Source organism: Pseudomonas sp. B21-032 (assembly GCF_024748965.1).
Classification (GTDB): domain Bacteria; phylum Pseudomonadota; class Gammaproteobacteria; order Pseudomonadales; family Pseudomonadaceae; genus Aquipseudomonas.
On the sequence record NZ_CP087180.1, the window covers coordinates 4724227 to 4741610 of the forward strand.

Genomic DNA, 17384 nt, shown 5'->3' on the forward strand with positions numbered 1-17384 from the left:
TGCACCTGGTTTTGTATGCGTCTCGATCGCTTCCTCAGCAACCTGCCCTGCTTCAGCCGTCAGCACGTGCGTTTGCTGCTGGTCGAACGGCGCGTGCGCGTGGATGGCCAGCAGGTCAGCGATCCACGCTTCGAGGTGCGCGAATTCAGCCGCATCGAGGTCGACGAGCAACTGCTGCAGGCCGGGCGCCCATTGCGCTACCTGATGCTTCACAAGCCCCAGGGCTGCGTCAGCGCCACCCAGGACCCGCAGCACCCCACGGTGATCGAGTTGATCGACCAAGCCGACACCGAAGATTTGCACATCGCCGGGCGCCTGGACTTCAACACCACCGGGCTGATGCTGCTGACCAACGATGGCCTGTGGTCGCGGCGCCTGACCCAGCCGCAGACCAAGCTGCCCAAGGTTTACTACGTCGAGACCGAGCAGGAGATCGGCGAGCACTACATCGAGAAATTCCGTCAGGGTTTCTACTTCGCCTTTGAAGACCTCACCACCCTGCCCGCCGAATTGACCTTGCTCGGCCCACGCAGCGCGCGCCTGAGCATCGTCGAAGGCCGCTACCACCAGGTCAAGCGCATGTTCGGCCACTTCGACAACAAGGTCGTGCGCCTGCACCGCGAACGCATGGGCCCGTTGCAGCTGGACCCCAACCTGCAGCCCGGTCAGTACCGCGCGCTCTACCCTGAAGAAATCCGGGCGATCTGAGCCTGCGACCGCCGGGCGGAAAATTTTCGTCAATTGTCCCAACGGCACTTGCGGGTTGGCCGGGTGCCTGCTTGAATCCAATCGTCGGTCTGCATGTGACCAGTCAGTCACGACTGTAGTCCAAGACACCTTTTTGCCAGCGACCAGTGCCTCGAAGCCCCGGCGTCCGGCAGATTGCCCTCCTAGAACAATACCGGTCGACCAACGTGCCACGCGGATCGACCAGGGCCCTCAGCTTCTCTTCAAGGCGTATGCCTACCTGTCATAAAGAACGCGCATCCTTGCATGTGCGAACACCCTTTTTGCGCCAGGAGTCGACGACATGAGGCCAGAAATCGCTGTGCTTGATATACAAGGTCAGTATCGGGTTTACACGGAGTTCTATCGCGCAGATGCCGCTGAGAAGACGATCATCCTGATCAATGGCTCGCTGGCCACGACGGCCTCGTTTGCCCAGACGGTGCGCAACCTGCACCCGCAATTCAACGTGGTGCTCTATGACCAGCCCTACGCCGGCAAGTCCAAAGCGCACAACCGCAACGAACATTTGCTGACCAAGGAAACCGAAGGGCAGATCCTCCTGGAGCTGATCGACCACTTTGGCGCCGATCACGTCATGTCCTTCTCCTGGGGCGGCGCCTGCACCCTGCTGGCCCTGGCGCACAAGCCGCGGCGCATCGAAAAGGCGGTGGTCAGCTCGTTCTCGCCAGTGATCAACGAACCGATGCGCGACTACCTCGAACGCGGCTGCCAGTACCTGAGCGCCTGCGACCGCTACCAGGTCGGCAACCTGGTCAACGACACCATCGGCAAGCACCTGCCGTCGCTGTTCAAGCGCTTCAACTACCGCCACGTCAGCAGCCTGGACAACCACGAATACGCGCAGATGCACTTTCACATCAACCAGGTGCTCGACCACGACCTGGGCAATGCCCTGCGGGCGGCGCGGGTGATCGACATTCCAGTGCTGTTCATGAATGGCGAGTGGGACGAATACACCACCACCGAAGATGCCCGCCAGTTCGGCCAGCACGTGCGCAACAGCCACTTTCGCGAGATCCGCGCCACCGGCCACTTCCTCGATATGGAACACAAGGCCGCCTGCCGCGACACCCGCGAAGCCCTGCTTGGCTTCCTCAAGCCGGCACTGAAAGAATCGCGCCCGCGTTACAGCTACACCCAGGAGCACCATGCACTGGCTATCTGAGCGACACGGTCGCCGGTAGCGCAGCCTCCTGCATCAACAGCCCCAAAGGCTGAACAGAAGATGCACGACCTCGCGCTACTGGCCACCGGCAGATGACGCTTAAGCAACATAGGGCTTCAAATCGCGACGAAGTTCTGGTACAAAGTCAGCCCTGAAAGCGGGTGTCGTATAATGGCATTACTCCAGCTTCCCAAGCTGATAACGAGGGTTCGATTCCCTTCACCCGCTCCAGCTTCCTTCAGGTTTCAGCGCCGCTGAGGCCCTGGCCACCACTCTGGTGGCTGTTTCGCTAGATCCCCTTCGCTTCAACTGCTGCCAGCACCAGTATTCCCTGGGCCAGGTCGCGATCCGTTGCGCCTGGCGCACGCCCTTCGCTACGCAACCAGTTCAACGCCGATTCCAGATAGACACCCCGGTAAGCCCCGTCGCTGGCAATGAACGCCGCAGCATCGTCGCGAGCCTGCGCCATCACGCGTTTGCCATCTTTGCCGGAACTGGCCTCAGAGGCCATGGTGGGTCCATAAGTGGTTGCGCCAGTGAGCATGAAGGGCAGATAAAACGTGGCTCCAAGGGTCAACATGCCATCGACGTCGCCGCCGCTACCAAAGATGTCGCCCTGGCCCTGGGCGCTACAGCACCAGGCCAGGCTCAGCAACATTGCGCGCTTTTTCCAGCGATTGATCCTGCGTTCCATCGGTATCCATTCACTGTCCCTTTAATCGGCCGGCATTCTTCACCGCTTGAGCCAGACTTAACAGCAGTGTTTTTGACTTGGCGCCCTGCCCAGGCGCCGCGCGCTGCGCTTTAATAGCCCACCGCGAAACACTCGAAAGGATCCGTGCATGTTTCTCTCCCGCTGGCTGCCTGGCCTGGCCAATCTGTTGCAGTACCGCCGCGAATGGTTTCGTCATGACCTGCAGGCCGGCCTGTCGGTGGCGGCGATCCAGATTCCCATCGCCATCGCCTATGCGCAGATCGTCGGCCTGCCACCGCAGTACGGGCTGTACGCGTGCATCCTGCCGATGATGGTCTATGCGCTGATCGGCAGTTCGCGGCAGTTGATGGTCGGCCCGGATGCCGCCACCTGCGCCATGGTCGCCGGGGCCATTGCGCCGTTGGCCATGGGCGATCCGGCGCGGCTGGCGCAGTTGTCGGTGATTGTCACCATCCTCGTTGGCCTGATGCTGATCGGTGCCGGGCTGGCGCGAGCCGGGTTCATTGCCAGTTTCTTCTCGCGACCGATCCTTATCGGTTACCTCAACGGTATCGGTCTGAGCCTGCTGGCCGGGCAACTGGGCAAGGTGCTGGGCTTTCAGATCGAGGGTAACGGCTTTGTCCTCAGCCTGATCAACCTGCTGCAGCGCCTGGGCGAAATCCACTGGCTGACCCTGGTGATCGGCGTTGCCGGGCTGGGTTTGCTGATCTGGTTGCCGCGCCGCTACCCGCGCCTGCCGGCGGCGTTGGTCACCGTGGCAGTGGCCACCCTGGTAGTCGGGCTGTTTGGCCTCGACCGCTTTGGCGTGGCGATCCTCGGCCCGGTGCCGGCCGGCATGCCGGAACTGGCCTGGCCGCAAACCAACCTGGAAGAAATGAAAAGTCTGTTGCGCGACGCCCTGGGTATCGCCACCGTGAGCTTTTGCAGCGCCATGCTGACTGCCCGCAGCTTTGCTGCCCGCCACGGCTATGCGATCAACGCCAACCATGAGTTCCTCGCGCTCGGGGTCACCAATATCGCCGCTGGGGTTTCCCAGGGCTTTGCCATCAGCGGCGCCGACTCGCGCACCGCGGTCAACGACATGGTCGGCGGCAAAAGCCAGTTGGTGGGGATTATCGCCGCCCTGGTCATCGCCCTGATCCTGCTGGCCTTCACCACGCCCATGGCCTGGATTCCCCAGGCTGCCCTCGGTGCGGTTTTGCTGATGGCCGGCTGGGGGCTGATCGATGTGCAGTCGCTGAAAAAAATCTACCGCCTCAGCCGCTTCGAGTTCTGGCTGTGCGTGCTGACTACCGTCGGCGTGCTCGGCGTCGGTGTGCTGCCGGGCATCATCATCGCTGTGACCCTGGCGATCCTGCGTTTGCTCTACAGCATCTACCAGCCTACCGATGCGGTGCTCGGCTGGGTACCGGGCATCGAGGGCCAGGTCGACATCCGCCGCCACCAGGATGCGCGCACGGTGCAGGGGCTGGTGGTGTATCGCTTTGACGATGCGATCCTGTTCTTCAATGCCGACTACTTCAAGATGCGTTTGCTCGAGGCGGTGCAGCGCGAGGAGCAGCCGCGCGCGGTGCTGTTCGATGCCGAAGCGGTCAGTTCCATCGATGTCAGCGGTATTGCGGCCCTGCGCGAGGTGCGCGATACCCTGACAGCCCGCGGCATCTACTTCGGTATCGCCCGGGCACGCGGCCGCTTCTTGCGCATGCTGGTGCGCTCGGGGATCGCCCGGGAGATGGAGAACGGCTTGTTGTTTGGCTCGGTACGCTCGGGGATCCGGGCGTATCGGTTGTGGCGCAATCGCAGTCGCAGGGCAACGGTGCCGGGGATGGAAACGACATCGCGGGGCAAGCCCGCTCCTACAGATGGGTAGGAGCGGGCTTGCCCCGCGATCGAGCCATTACCGGAGCTGACAGGCCTTGGGCGCTTGCGCAACGTTGCCGATCAAGCTGATCAAGCCACACGGCAGGCTGCCCCGCCACTGCAAATAATCATGCCCGGCCGGGTACTCGACCTGCTCCACCGCATACCCCTTGGCCAGCAGCACGTCACGCAGATGGCGGTTGGTGTCGAGGATTTTCGGCCCTTCGAACAGGCCCGACTGCAGGTAAAAGCGCAGCGCTTGCCTGGGCGCCTTGACGTATTCGCGGGTGAGCCAGCCCGGCTCTTCGCCCTCACGTCCCCACCAGTAGGAACCGGACATGCTCAAGACATTGCCGAACAGCTGCGGGTGCTTGAGACCCAGGTAGGCCGACGCCAGGCCGCCGTAGCTGGAACCGGCCACCACCGTGCGTTCTGACGCTGCCGCAAGACCTTGCCGGCGCGCCCAGGGCATCAGTTCTTCAGCCATGAAGCGGGCGAACTGCGGGTTGGGCGGCAGTTCCTGCTGGCGGCTGAGGTCACTGGGGTTGGCGATGATCAACGCCGCAGTCGGCGCGATCAGGCCATCGGCGATCAGGTTGTCGAGAATCGTCGGGGTCGGCACCTGGCGGGTATAGGCGTGGGCATCGAACAGCACCAGCAAACCCTGGCCCTTGGCGCCCGGCTGCCACTGCGCCGGGCGGTACAGGTAAACGTCACGCTCGTTGCCGAGCAATTTACTGCTCAACACCTTGCGTTCCAGGCTGCCCCGAGCAATGCCGGGACGCTCGGCAACCCAGGGTTGCTCCGGAGCTGCCGCCAATTCCAGGCGTGAGCGCGAGAGGAACGGGTCGCCGCTGCCATCGGCAAAGCCGTTGGGGTTGAGTGGATCGCGGCGGGTGCTGGCGAGGATCATCCGCCGATCATCCGAGGCCGGCACGTCCGGGGCCATCTGGTAGCTCAGGCGCGCAGACGCCGGCAGCCGATAGCTGCGAAACCACACGTCGCTGTCGCCCAGGCGTTGCAGTTCATCATGATTGCCCGAGGGCGCGCCGAACACCCGCACGTTGTCCCGCGCACCGCGCCAGAGGAAGGTCACCAAGGCCATGCCGGGCTGGTCTGCCACGCTTTCGACCATCGGCGTGCCCTGCTGCTGACGGGCCTGCCAGAAGGCTTCGGTACTCGCGCCCTGAGCCAGCTGTTGCTGCAACTCGCGCAGGGTCGGGCTTGGCAACGGGGCGGCCGTGCGCTTCTGCTCGCTGGCCGCGATTACTTGCTTCAGGGTCAGTGCATAAGTGGCTTGCGCGCGGCTGGCCAGCGCCTCGGCGCGCAGGCCATAGGCGCCATCGCGCTCGGCGATGAAAATGAACTCGCGCGGTTGGTCCTGGCCATCGATGAGCAGCCGTACAGGTTGGCCCTGGGCATCGAGCAGGCGCAGGCTGGCATCGCCCTGCAGCCGCCCCTGAACCAGGTCGCCGGCTTTGAGCTGCAAGGTCCAGACCGGTTGCTGGCCCTGGGCAAAGCTGGCGCTGACGGTTTGCCCGGGTTGCAGGAGGTTGCCGCTACTGGCCATCGCGCTGCCACTCATGCACAGGGCCAGCGCCAGGGCGCAGCGCCATTGATTGAATATTTGCATGATCACCTCAGAAATCGATGCTGGCGGAGAGTTTCAGCGTGCGCGGCTCGCTGACCGTGGCGTAACCGTCGTTGAACACCCCGGCCCAGTAGGCGCGGTTCTCGACGTTCTCAAGGCTTGCGCGCAGCACCACGTCCTTGCTGAGGATACGCGTGCTGTAGCGACCGCCGAGGTCATAGCGGGTCCATTGCGGGATCTTCAGGTCGTTGGCGCTATCGAGGTATTGCGAGCTGCTGTGGATGCCCAGCGCGGTCAGGGTCAGGCCCTCGATCCAGGGGGTGTCCCACTCGGCGCCGAGGTTGGCCGACCAGGCCGGCACGCCACGGGCGGTGTTGCCGTCAAAGCTGCCGCCAGCGGTGCGGGTCAGCTCGGCGCGGGTGTAGGTGACGCCACCGAGCAGACGCACACTCGGGGTCAGCGAGCCGAACAGGTTCCATTCCACGCCACGGTTACGCTGCTCGCCATCGTCGGTGTAACGGTTGCTGGCGCGGTCCAGAAGCATGCTCGGCTTCTCGATCTGGAACACGCTCAGGGTGTGGGTGAAGTCGCCCAGGTCCCACTTGACCCCGGCCTCCATCTGCTTGGCCTTGTACGGGGCGAACTGCTCGCCGTAGTTGGCAGCGGCAAGGTCGGTGACCATGCCGCCCTGGGTCAAGCCTTCGATGTAGTTGGCGTACAGCGACACCGGCGCGTCCCAGGGCTTGAGCACCAGGCCCAGGGCCGGGGTCAGGGCGCGTTCGTCGTAGGCCGGGTTGCTCATCTTCTGCCGCACCCGTTGCGAGCGCACGCCCAGGGTCAGCAGCACCTTGTCGTCGATAAAGCCCAGGGTGTCGGCGACGGCGAAGCTGGACAGGGTGTTGTCGCCGGTCTTGTCGCTGGAGCCGATATCGCCGGCAATGATCGGCTTGCCCGGGTGGTAGATATTGGTCACGTATTTCTTGCTGGTAACGGTGGCGGCGCGGCCGATGTCCTGGTGCAGCAAAGTGGTGCTCAACACCACCTGGTGGTTCACCGGGCCGGTGACGAAGTTGCCTCGTACCCCGGCTTCGGTGGACAGGCTGTGGGTGTAGCCGGCCTGGTTGTAGGTTTCGCCGCTGGCATCGCCGTTGGCGCCGGTGACGATCACCCGGGTGCCGTTGAGAAAGCCCTTGTAGCGGGTGCGGGCGCTGCCGACGCTGGCGTAGGCGGTCCAGTCGTCGTTGAGGTCGTATTCGCCGCGCAGCACCACGGCCTTGCTGACTTGCTTGGCGGAGATGCCGTCGAGGATGTTGGTGTCCGGTTTCGGCGCCTTGGTGACATGCCCCAGCTTGCTGAAGCCGGCCATCATCGGGCTGCCGTCTTCGAGCTTTTCATGGCTTTCGTAAGCGTCCAGCTCGAGCTTCCAGCCATCGCCGCGATAGTCCATGCCCAGCGACGCCAGGGTGCGGTCCTTGGACTGCTGGTCGACACCGGTTTCGCCGCTGCCGTAGACGCCGTTGAAGCGGATGCCGAAACGCTGCTCATCGCCCAGGCGCCGGCCCAGGTCGATATGGTTGGCGATATAACCGTCGGACACGTAGCTGCTGGTCAGGCGCGTCAACGGTGCTTCGCCGGCGCGCTTGGGCACCAGGTTGATCACCCCGCCGACACCGCCGTTGGGCGCCATGCCGTTGAGCAAGGCACCGGGGCCCTTGAGCACCTCGACACGTTCCAGAAACTCGGTCGCCACGTGGCCGTCCGGGGCCAGGCCGTACAGGCCGTTCAGCGCAAGCTCGGTGGAATCGAGGGAGTAGCCACGAATCATGAAGTTCTCGTAGGCGTGGCCTTCGCCGGTACTGAAGCGGATCGACGGGTCGTTGCGCAGCACCGCGCCAACCGTGCCGCTTTGCTGGTTTTCCATGTGCTGGGCGGTATAGGCGGTGACGTTGAACGGCGTCTCCATCACCTCGCGATTGCCCAGCATGCCCAGCCGCGCGCCACGGGCGACCTGGCCACCGCTGTAGGCCTCGGGGATGCCGTTGGCGTTGCTGTTGGCGTTGATGTTCAGCTCGCCAAGGGTCAGGGCGCCATCGCTGTCGAGGCTGCGCAGAATGATCACGCCGTTCTCTTCGCTGGCCACCAGGCCACTGTTGGCCAGCAAGCGCTGCAAGGCCTGCTGCAAGGTGAACCGACCCTGCAAGGCCGGGGCACTACGGCCAGCCAGCAACTGGCTGTCGGCGGCGATGGCCACCCCGGCTTCGCGGGCCAGGGCATGCACCGCGGCTTCCAGGGACTGGCCCGGCAGGTTCAGGCTCAAGGCCGGCGCATCGGCGGCCAGAGCGCCGGCATGGGCCGCGCTCAACGGCAACAGGCTGGCGCTGCCCAGGGCACAGGCCAGCGCCAATCGACGCAGGGTGCCGGGAAAAGCCACAGGGTGTGCCGGGCGGGCATGGGGAAGCGACATGATCTGTCCTTGCAGAGGTGGGTTCAGCGATGAAGACGGGCCACCTCGGCGTTACCCCTCAAAATTATTTTCAGCGCCGTTGCAGGGTGCGCTGCTGCCCCTGGTTGACCAGGCTCACCGGGAGGATTTTCGGCAGCGCCTGCAGGAGCATTTCCGGCTGGTTGCTGGGGAAGCTACCGGTCAGGTGCAACTGGGCGGCGCTAGCCGCGAGGGTCACCGGTTGCAGGGCATAGGCGTTGACCTCGGCGATTACCTCGGCCAGCGGCGTATCGGTAAACGACCACCAGCCCCGCTGCCAATGCTCAAGACTCGCTGCAGCATGCGCATCAGCCCTGCGCGCGAGCAGGCGCCCGTATGCGTCGAGGTTGATGCGCTCACCCGCCTGCAACACCTGCGAGCCCTCACGCAGGCCACGCACCTCGACCCGCCCGCGAGCCACCGCGACCTGAATCTCGCCGCCACGATCGCTGACGCTGAAGGCCGTGCCCAGCACTTCTACCTCGCCCAGGCGGGTGCTGATCAGAAACGGTCGCATGCGCTCGCGCGCCACATCGAAATAGACATTGCCCTGCAGCAGGCGCACCTGGCGCAAGCCGTTGCTGTACTCGATGCGCAAGCTGGTTTCGGCCGCCAGCAACAATTGGCTGCCATCGGGCAGAATCTCCTGCCGCGGCGGCTCGGCATGCACGGTTTGCAGCAGGCGATCGAACTGCGGCGCACGCCGCCACAACCAGCCCAGCCAACTGGCCCCGGCCACCGCCACCAGCAAGCCGCCGCCCTGGCGCAGCAGACGCCGACGACTGAGATTAACCGGCTCCGGCGTTACCGCCGTGCGCAGTTGCGGGGTCAGCCGATGCACCAGTTGCCAGCGTTGTTCGGCCTCTTGCCAGGCCCGTTCGTGCTCACTGCTTTTGCCGCGCCAACGCTCCAGCTGGCCACGTGTCTGCTGCACCCGCTGCGGGTCGTCGCTGTTCAGCGCGGCCAGGTAGGTCAGGGCTTGCTGCACCTTGCGTGGAGAAACCGGCGACGACTCAGACATGCCGTGCCGCCAGGCTCAGCTCGGACAAATCGAACACCGCCCGGGCGATGTGCAGCTCTACAGCCTTGGCCGACAGCTCAAGTTCAGCACATACCTGGCGATGGGGCTGGCCGTGCAGACGCACACGGACGAACACCTCGCGGCGCAGGCGCGGCATGCGCTCGATACGCTCGATCAATTGCTGCAACTGCTCGCGGGCGATGATGATGTCTTCGACGCTGGGGCTCAGCACATCGACGCGGGCCAGCCAGTCTTCCAGCGCCGCCAGCTCATTGCTGCGCCGCCGGTACTGATCAATGCACAGATTGCGCGCGGCCTGGAACAGTAACGCCCGGGCGTTGACCACTGGCGCGTTCAGAGCATGGGCGTAAGCCTGGGCAAAGCTTGACTGGGCAATGTCGGCGGCATCATCCGGGTTGCGCAGGCGGCCACACAGGTAACGGCGCAGGTCGCTGTAATTGGCCAGCAGATCGTCGACGACCGCCTGCAGGGCCGGAGCAGCGGCGGTCCAGGGCATGGAGAGCGAAGTCATGAAGGTCCGGCGTGGAAGATAAACATGAATAGGAATTCATATCATTCTCACATACCTGTGCGGCCTTCTGCCAGCCCTCAGCTGTTGCGCGGCAGCAGCCCCGGCAAGGCGTGGGCCAGGGCATTGACGGCAAAGCCAATGAACATCACCCCGCAGGCGCGGGTGATCCACAGCTCGTAGCGGGTGTACAGGGTGCGCACATGACGGGCACCGACCACGCCGATCAGAATCAGGTAGGCCAGCAAGCCGCCAACAAAGCTCAGGGCGATCAAGGCTGGCAGCATCGACCAGTCCAGCGCTTCGGCGCGGCTCGAGAGCAAGGCGGTGAACGTCGCCACCGCCACCGGGTAGGCCTTGGGGTTGGTCAGGCCAAATACCACGCCATGCCAGAACGGCTTGCGCACCGGCCCCTGCTCGCCGTCGCCATTGCCCGGGCGGCTGCGCAAGGCGCGCATGCCCAGCCAGAACAGGTACAGGCCGCTGATCACACCGAGGATGTCGAACACCGAACTGCCGATTTGCCGGGCACCGACGATCGCCACCAACGCGGTACTGCACCACAGCACATCGCCGAGCAAGTGCCCGCAAAGAAACCCCGCGCCGGCGCGGCGCCCGCGGGTGGCGCCAATGCCGAGCACCGCCAGCACGCCGGGGCCCGGGGTAATACCGTAGATAAAACCGGAAGCGATTACCGCGAGCAGCAGCGAAAAGGTCATCGGGGCAGTGTCCTGAAAGTCCGTGCAAGGCGCGAAGTCTACGGCAGCCGCGCGGCGCCAGCCAGCCTCTCAGTAGCCCTCGGCACGCAGGATCTGCGCCTCGCTGCGGGCACTGGGGCGGCCCAGATAGCGCAGCAGCTGGCCGCTGCGGTTGCTGAAGATACCGTCCACACCCGCCTCCAGCACCTGGCGAAAATCCACCGGTTCATCGACGGTGTACACGTGCACCAGCAGGCCCTTGTCGTGGCTGAGCTGGTTCATCCACGGCTGCACCAGGTCGGCGTAACTCTGCGCGCCGCCCCCGGCCAGCGCCGCCGACGGTCCGGTGCCGATGGCGCCGGCGGCCTTGGCGTAATCCAGCCAGCGCACGAACTCGGCCTTGTCCCGGGGTTGCTGACGGGCATAGAAGGCGGCCTTGTCGGCTTCACCGGATTCGGCGAAGGTCTGCTGCGAGGCGGGCTCGATGCTGCCCTTGCCGATCCACAGCAACAGCACCTTGGGCACCTGGGGCATGTGCTGGTGCAGCAGCGCAAGGCTGTTGCGGTCAAAGCTCTGCAGCACCACCCTGCCCGGCCGCTCGAGCCAGCCACGGGCCTGCAGGGCTTTGTTCAGGTCGGCTTCGATACCGGGAAACAGGTTCGGCACCTTGGTTTCGATGTACAAGCCGGGCTGGCGTTGCGGGTTGGCCGCGGCGATGTCCATGACTTCATCGAGGGTCTGAATTTTCAAACCCTTGAAGCTTGCCCGGGCGCGATCGGGGTAGGCCTTGTTGAACCAGCTGCCGACGTCCAGGGATTTCAGCTCGGCCAGGGTGAAGGCACTCACCGGCTGGTCCTGGCGTTCGGGAAAGCGCTCGGCCACGTTGCTGGTGCGCAGCAGGTTATCGTCATGCACAGCAACCAGCACGCCGTCGCTGGAGCGTTGCAGGTCCAGCTCCAGGTAATTGGCGCCCAGCTCCCGTGCCAGCCGGTAGGCCGGCGCCGTGGACTCCGGTGCATCATACGAGGCGCCGCGATGGGCGATCACCGCCGGGTAGGCAATGCCCTGCGCCCTGGCTAATTCACTGCCCGGCCCGGCCTCGGCGAACCCCGCAAGCGGCAACAGCGCCAGGCAAGCCACTCGTACAATTGCGTTAAACATTTTCAACCTTCCTTTGCTGCGCAGCGAATCCAGCATAGTCGCCAACGCTGATGACAGACCGGTTGCATGCTAAAGTCGCCGGCGATTGCCTGCCCTGCCACAGAGATGCCCGATGCCCCACGCCGACCTCGACGCCAGCCTCAACCACTGGCCAGACCTGAACGCCAGTCACCCCTGCAGCGGCCTGCTGCTGGGCAATGGCGCCAGCCGTGCACTGTGGCGGCCGTTCAGCTACTTCTCGCTGTTCGAGGAGGCCCAGCGGGTGCGGCACAAGCCCCTGAACCTGAGCGATCAGGCACTGTTCAAGTCGCTGGGCAGCGAGCTGTTCGAACCGGTGCTCAGTGCCCTGAACACCACGGTGCGGATCAACGCCGCGCTGGCGATCAGTTCCTCGGCGCCGCTGAACCGCTACTACGCGATCAAGGAAGCGCTGATCCACGCCATCCGCAGCGTGCACATCCCCTGGCGCATGCTGCCAAGCCAGACCTTGCAACAGATCAACCGCGAGCTGGGCAACTACCAGAGCGTCTACTCCAGCAACTACGACCTGATCTGCCATTGGGCCGCCAGCCAGAAGCCGGAAGGTTTCCAGCAGTTGTTCGACGAAGACGGCAACTTCGATATCCGCCGCACTCGCGGCCCGGGCACGCGCCTGCTGTACCTGCACGGCGGCCTGCACCTGCTCAAGCAGCAGGACGGCAGCACTCGCCAGCGCAGCGCCAGCGACGGCCAGTTGCTCGACGGCTTTGCCGTCAACACCCCCGGTGATGTGCCGCTGTTCGTCAACGAAAGCAGCAGCGACGACAAGCTCAAGGCCATCCGCAGTTCCGATTACTTAAGCTGGGCGCTCGGTGAACTGGCCGGCCATCAAGGCGGCCTGTGCATTTTCGGCCAGCACCTGGACAGCACCGACCGCCACCTGCTGGAGGCGATCAAGCAAGCACGCCCGGCGCACCTGGCCATCGCCATCCGGCCGTTAAGCGCAGCCTCGATCATCAGCCAGAAGCAGCACTACGTGCAGCGCTTTGCCGATATGCCCGCGCTGCAATTGCACTTCTTCGATGCCAGCAGCCACCCGCTGGGAGCGCCCGGGCTGGAAGTGCCGGTGCCGGTGCCGATCCGCAAGCGGCATTGAGCGGCGACAAAAACAGGCATGGTAAATAACAATTATTCTCGATACCATTCGCAACCTTTCTCTCCGGTCCGTCCTGGAAAGCTTGCATGCCGCGCCCCAAACCCGACCCTTTTGCCCACGACACCTGCCGCGGGTTCTATGCCGACATCCTGCATTTTTTGCGCAAGCGCATGGACAATGCCAACGATGCGGCAGACATGACCCAGGACGTGTTCACCCAGTGGCTGGGCTATCGCGACCGGGCGCGGGTCGAGCAACCACGGGCGTTCCTGTTCCAGATGGCGCGCAACCTGCTCAGCGATCACTGGCGTCGGCAGAAGGTGCGCCACAGCGTGCTCGACGAGGATGCCCAGGCCAGCGAACAGACACCGGCCGGCACAGCCAGCGACCCGCTCAAGCATGCCCAGCAGCAACAACGCCTGGAACAATTGAAACTTGTCCTCGCCGAACTCTCGCCGCGCCGCCGCGAAGCCCTTATGCTGCACCGCTTCGAAGGTTTGACGCAGGCGCAGATCAGCACGCGCATGGGCATTTCCGTAAGCATGGTGGAAAAGCACATCGCCGCGGCCCTGCTGCATTGCAAGCATCGCCTGGACAGTGACAACGGCATGGAGCAGCCAGAATGACCCCCACTCCTGAAATCGATAAGCGCAGCATCGATGCCCAGGCGGCCAGCTGGTTTACCCGTAACCGCAACGACAACTCGCGCACAGCCCGCAAGGCCTTCGCCCAGTGGCTGCAAAACCCCGAGCATGCCCGCGCCTATGCCCAGTTCGAACAGCTCTGGGACGACCTGGCTGCGCTCAAGAGCCTGAACAAACCGGTCGCCCTGCCCAGCCGCCAACCGTTGCGCTGGCGCCCGGCCCTGGCCATCGCCGCCGGGCTGGTGTGTGCGCTGCTGGCGGCCAACCTCGGCCTGCCGAACCGCCATCACCAGCAACAACTGGCCGCGCAGAGCGAACGCCCACAACACCTGGCCCTGCCCGATGGCAGCCAGCTGGACGTCAACGCCCGCACCCGGCTGAGCCTGAGTTTTGACAACGAACGCCGGCTGATTCGCCTCGACCAGGGCCAGCTGTACATCGAAGTGGCGCCCGACAAGGAGCGGCCGCTGTTCGTCGATGCCGGCAACGCCCGGGTACGCGTGGTGGGTACCGGTTTCGACCTGCGCCGCGGCCAGCAGGAGCTGGTGCTCAGCGTCGCCCACGGCCAGGTAGCGCTGGAAACCCCCGGCGAGAATCGCCCGCCGCTGCTACTGAGCGCCGGCCAGCGAGCGGTTTATGACCTGGCCCGCGGCAGCCTCAACGTGCACAACCTCAGCGCTGCAGAAATCGCCGACTGGCGCAGCGGCCACGTGAGTTTTCGCAACCGCGAACTGGCCAGCCTGATCGACGAACTGTCGCTCTACCGTACGGCACCGGTGCTGCTCGCCGATCCCTCGTTGGGCCGCTACAAGGTCTCGGGCAATCTTGACGTCAACGACCCTGACGCCCTGCTCACTGCGCTGCCAGTGCTGCTGCCGATCAAGGCGGTGAACCTTGCCGACGGTCGGGTGCGGATCGAACGCAAACAGTAATTTGAGAATATTTTTCATTCGCATGTGAGGGTTTTCCGCAGCCCTGCGTCTTCCTCCCGTCTGCGTAATCACTGCAGGCCTTTTCTGGCCTTTGTTGCCGTATTGGGGGGTTTTATCTTGCGTGCGTTTGCTCCTTTCAAGCCGTTGTCTGTTCGTCCTTCGCTGCTGGCCGCGTGCCTGGCCCTGAGCCTGCAGGCCCAGGCCGCACCGGTGCAACTGAACCTGCCGGCGCAGCCGCTGGCGACGTCGCTGAGCCAGCTGGCGCAGCAGGCCAAGCTGCAACTGCTGTTTGACGAATCCTTGCTCAACAGCGTCCAGGCCCCGGCGCTGCAAGGTGCTTACGAACCGCTCGAAGCAATCAGCCAGTTGCTGCACAACAGCCGCTTTGCCCTGGTCAAGGTCGGCAACACCTATGTGGTGCGCCTGCGTGAAGACAACGATGCTACCGCCGACAACAGCATCCAGCTTGGCGCGGTGAGCGTGGTGGGTAACGGCCAGCAGGTCGACCCGAGCACCGTCGGCCGCTCGACCCTGACCCAGGAAGACATCGACCGCTATCAGCCGAGCAACATCCCCAGCGTGCTCGCGACCCTGCCCGGGGTGAACATGGGCGGTTCGGCCAAGCCCGGCGGCCAGACCATCAACATCTGGGGCCTGGGCGATGCCGAAGACGTGCCGATGACCGTCGACGGCGCGACCAAGAGCGGCTTTGAGCGCTATCAGCAAGGCACCATCTTCATCGAGCCGGAGCTGATCAAGAACATCGAAGTAGAAAAGGGCCCGCACTCGATCTACACCGGCAACGGCGGCTTCGGCGGCAGCGTCAACATGACCACCAAGGACGCCCCCGACCTGCTCCAGGAAGGTCGCAACAGCGGCGCCATGCTCAAGTATGGTTATGCCAGCAACGACCATCAGCAGGTCTACAGCTCGGCATTGTTCGGTCGCACCGACGATGGCCGCATGGACGCCCTGGTGTACCTGACCAAGCGCGACGGCGATGACATGAAACTGGCCGGTACCCTGCCCGACCCCGAGGGCCGCTACCCGATCAACCCCCAGCGCCTGCCCAACAGTGCCCTGGACCTGGACGGCGCGCTGCTCAAGGCCAACATGCACTTTACCGACGAGCACAGCCTGGGCTTCTCCTGGTCGCGCTCGGAAAGTGAGCGCTGGGCGCCGTTCTCTTCCACCGCCTACCCGACGCCGCCGACCCAGTCGGACATCAACAGGTTCGGCTACAAGGATGCCCTCAAGCGCTTCCTGGCCAATCGCACGACCACCGACACCACCTGGTCGACCACCTACAAGTACCAGCCGGTGAACAACCCGCTGATCGACCTGCAGGTCAAATACTCCGAGTCCGACACCAAGCAGACCGATGAGCGCGATGCCACGGCGTTCTTCCAGCCGTCCACCGGTGGGCGCAAGATGGACACCGAATACCAGGACCAGATGCTCGATGTGCGCAACACCAGCCTGTTTACCACCGGCCCGCTGGAGCACGCCTTCACCAGCGGCTTTCAGATCCGCCACCACGACCGTGACACACAGATGTGGATGCCCGGCAAAAGCTACGAGATTCCCAAGTACAACAACGGCCACTACCAGCCGTACTTCATGCCCAGCGGCACCGTCGACAGCCAGGGCTATTTCATCCAGGACGCCATCACCCTCGGTGACGTGACCATCACCCCGTCGCTGCGCTACGACCATGTTGCCAACAAGGGCAAGCCGAACCAGGCGCCGTACTACAACGTTGCCGAGAATGGCCACGACTACAGCGAAAAAACCTACACCGGTTGGTCGCCACGCCTGTCAGTGTTCTGGAAAGCCACCGCCAACACCGCCTTCTTTGCCGACTACAGCAAGACCTGGCGCGCTCCGGTGCTTGATGAGCAATACGAAGTCCAGGGCATCGGCAGCCGCACCGCCAGCAGCCGCAACCTCGACCCGGAACGCATCACCGCCCTGCGTGCCGGTAACGTCACCGACTTTGCCAACGTCTTCACCGCTGACGACAGCATGCAGATCCGCACCACGCTGTTTCGTAACGAGATCAAGGACGAGATCTTCAAGGCCACCGGCATCGGCTGCGAAGCACAGCTGGCCAAGGGCGAAAGCATCTCCGATGCCTGCGGTAAAGGCCTGATGTCCAACTACCGCAACCTCAAGGGTGTGACCATCAAGGGCTTCGAGGTCGAAAGCTTCTACGACTCGACCTACCTGTTCGGTTCGGTGTCCTACTCGTGGATGACCGGCCGCCATGAAGGCGCCTACACCAACCCTTGGGGGCCGGACGTCTGGGCCAAGGACATTCCGGCACCGAAATGGATCACCACCCTGGGTGTGAAGATCCCCAGCTGGGACGCCAAGGTCGGCTGGCAGGCGCAGTTCGTGCGCAAGACCGACCGCCTGCCGAGCGACAACTACCGCGAAGGCCCGGCCAGCGCCCTGGGTGATCGCTATTACGACCACTATGCCAACGACGACTATCAGATCCATGGCCTGTTCGCCAACTGGAAGCCGCAGCAGCCTTACCTGAAAGGCACCGAGGTGAACCTGACGGTGGACAACCTGTTCAACAAGGACTACCGCTCCGAGCTCAGTGGCGAGTACGCCTACAGCCAGGGCCGGAACGCCAAGGTCAGCATCACCCGCTTCTTCTGAGGCAACTGTACGGATGAACTTGTCAGCAACT

Annotated in this window: 14 protein-coding genes and 1 tRNA gene; 8 read left to right on the top strand and 7 right to left on the bottom strand. The window is 64.1% G+C overall.

The features are described 5' to 3' along the window. Positions 1-15: 15 nt before the first annotated feature. The 3 genes from LOY54_RS21750 (at position 16) to LOY54_RS21760 (ending at position 2146) form a co-directional block, all read left to right on the top strand. Positions 16-708 (top strand): pseudouridine synthase, encoded by a 693-nt coding sequence (locus tag LOY54_RS21750; protein WP_195884907.1) that lies wholly within the window; start codon positions 16-18, stop codon positions 706-708. A 322-nt stretch (positions 709-1030) separates the two neighbouring features. Further along, positions 1031-1915, top strand: a complete 885-nt coding sequence (locus LOY54_RS21755) for an alpha/beta fold hydrolase (RefSeq protein ID WP_123564672.1) — start codon at positions 1031-1033, stop codon at positions 1913-1915. Between the two features lie 157 nt (positions 1916-2072). Beyond that, positions 2073-2146: transfer RNA gene (locus LOY54_RS21760), tRNA-Gly, on the top strand. 58 nt (positions 2147-2204) lie between these two features. Here LOY54_RS21760 and LOY54_RS21765 read toward each other — a convergent pair. After that, the gene (locus LOY54_RS21765; RefSeq protein WP_177329157.1) at positions 2205-2609 is read right to left on the bottom strand and encodes a DUF2388 domain-containing protein; all 405 of its coding nucleotides are present in this window, start codon (positions 2607-2609) and stop codon (positions 2205-2207) included. A gap of 148 nt (positions 2610-2757) precedes the next feature. Between LOY54_RS21765 and LOY54_RS21770 the strand changes: the two genes are divergently transcribed. Further along, positions 2758-4500, top strand: a complete 1743-nt coding sequence (locus LOY54_RS21770; RefSeq protein ID WP_258607887.1) for a SulP family inorganic anion transporter — start codon at positions 2758-2760, stop codon at positions 4498-4500. Positions 4501-4527: 27 nt separating this feature from the next. On the opposite strand, the gene LOY54_RS21775 is transcribed toward LOY54_RS21770, so the two are convergent. From LOY54_RS21775 to LOY54_RS21800, 6 genes are all read right to left on the bottom strand, one after another. Continuing rightward, on the bottom strand, positions 4528-6123 hold the full coding sequence (locus LOY54_RS21775; RefSeq protein WP_258607889.1) for an alpha/beta hydrolase-fold protein: 1596 nt from the start codon (positions 6121-6123) through the stop codon (positions 4528-4530). A gap of 7 nt (positions 6124-6130) precedes the next feature. Continuing rightward, positions 6131-8545: a TonB-dependent receptor gene (locus LOY54_RS21780; protein WP_258607891.1), complete on the bottom strand. Its 2415-nt coding sequence runs from the start codon at positions 8543-8545 to the stop codon at positions 6131-6133. Positions 8546-8615: 70 nt separating this feature from the next. Then, complete coding sequence (locus LOY54_RS21785) at positions 8616-9584, bottom strand: FecR domain-containing protein (RefSeq protein ID WP_045197575.1); 969 nt, start codon at positions 9582-9584, stop codon at positions 8616-8618. Further along, on the bottom strand, positions 9577-10116 hold the full coding sequence (locus LOY54_RS21790) for an RNA polymerase sigma factor (RefSeq protein WP_195884911.1): 540 nt from the start codon (positions 10114-10116) through the stop codon (positions 9577-9579). The genes LOY54_RS21785 and LOY54_RS21790 overlap by 8 nt, the downstream gene beginning before the upstream one ends. Positions 10117-10193: 77 nt before the next feature. Beyond that, a complete protein-coding gene (locus tag LOY54_RS21795; protein ID WP_258607894.1) occupies positions 10194-10832 on the bottom strand; it encodes a LysE family translocator in 639 nt (212 codons plus the stop codon). 69 nt (positions 10833-10901) lie between these two features. Beyond that, positions 10902-11972, bottom strand: a complete 1071-nt coding sequence (locus LOY54_RS21800) for a glycerophosphodiester phosphodiesterase (RefSeq protein WP_258607896.1) — start codon at positions 11970-11972, stop codon at positions 10902-10904. A 112-nt stretch (positions 11973-12084) separates the two neighbouring features. Here LOY54_RS21800 and LOY54_RS21805 point away from each other — a divergent pair, with 112 nt between their 5' ends. The 4 genes from LOY54_RS21805 (at position 12085) to LOY54_RS21820 (ending at position 17353) form a co-directional block, all read left to right on the top strand. Next, positions 12085-13107: a DUF4917 family protein gene (locus tag LOY54_RS21805; RefSeq protein ID WP_258607898.1), complete on the top strand. Its 1023-nt coding sequence runs from the start codon at positions 12085-12087 to the stop codon at positions 13105-13107. Between the two features lie 86 nt (positions 13108-13193). Continuing rightward, the gene (locus tag LOY54_RS21810; protein ID WP_093379999.1) at positions 13194-13733 is read left to right on the top strand and encodes an RNA polymerase sigma factor; all 540 of its coding nucleotides are present in this window, start codon (positions 13194-13196) and stop codon (positions 13731-13733) included. Then, positions 13730-14683 carry a FecR domain-containing protein gene (locus LOY54_RS21815; protein ID WP_093379996.1) on the top strand — a complete coding sequence of 318 codons (954 nt, stop codon included), beginning with the start codon at positions 13730-13732 and terminating at the stop codon, positions 14681-14683. Before LOY54_RS21810 ends, LOY54_RS21815 begins: the two co-directional genes overlap by 4 nt. A gap of 114 nt (positions 14684-14797) precedes the next feature. Next, the gene (locus LOY54_RS21820; RefSeq protein ID WP_371128669.1) at positions 14798-17353 is read left to right on the top strand and encodes a TonB-dependent hemoglobin/transferrin/lactoferrin family receptor; all 2556 of its coding nucleotides are present in this window, start codon (positions 14798-14800) and stop codon (positions 17351-17353) included. Positions 17354-17384: the final 31 nt, after the last annotated feature.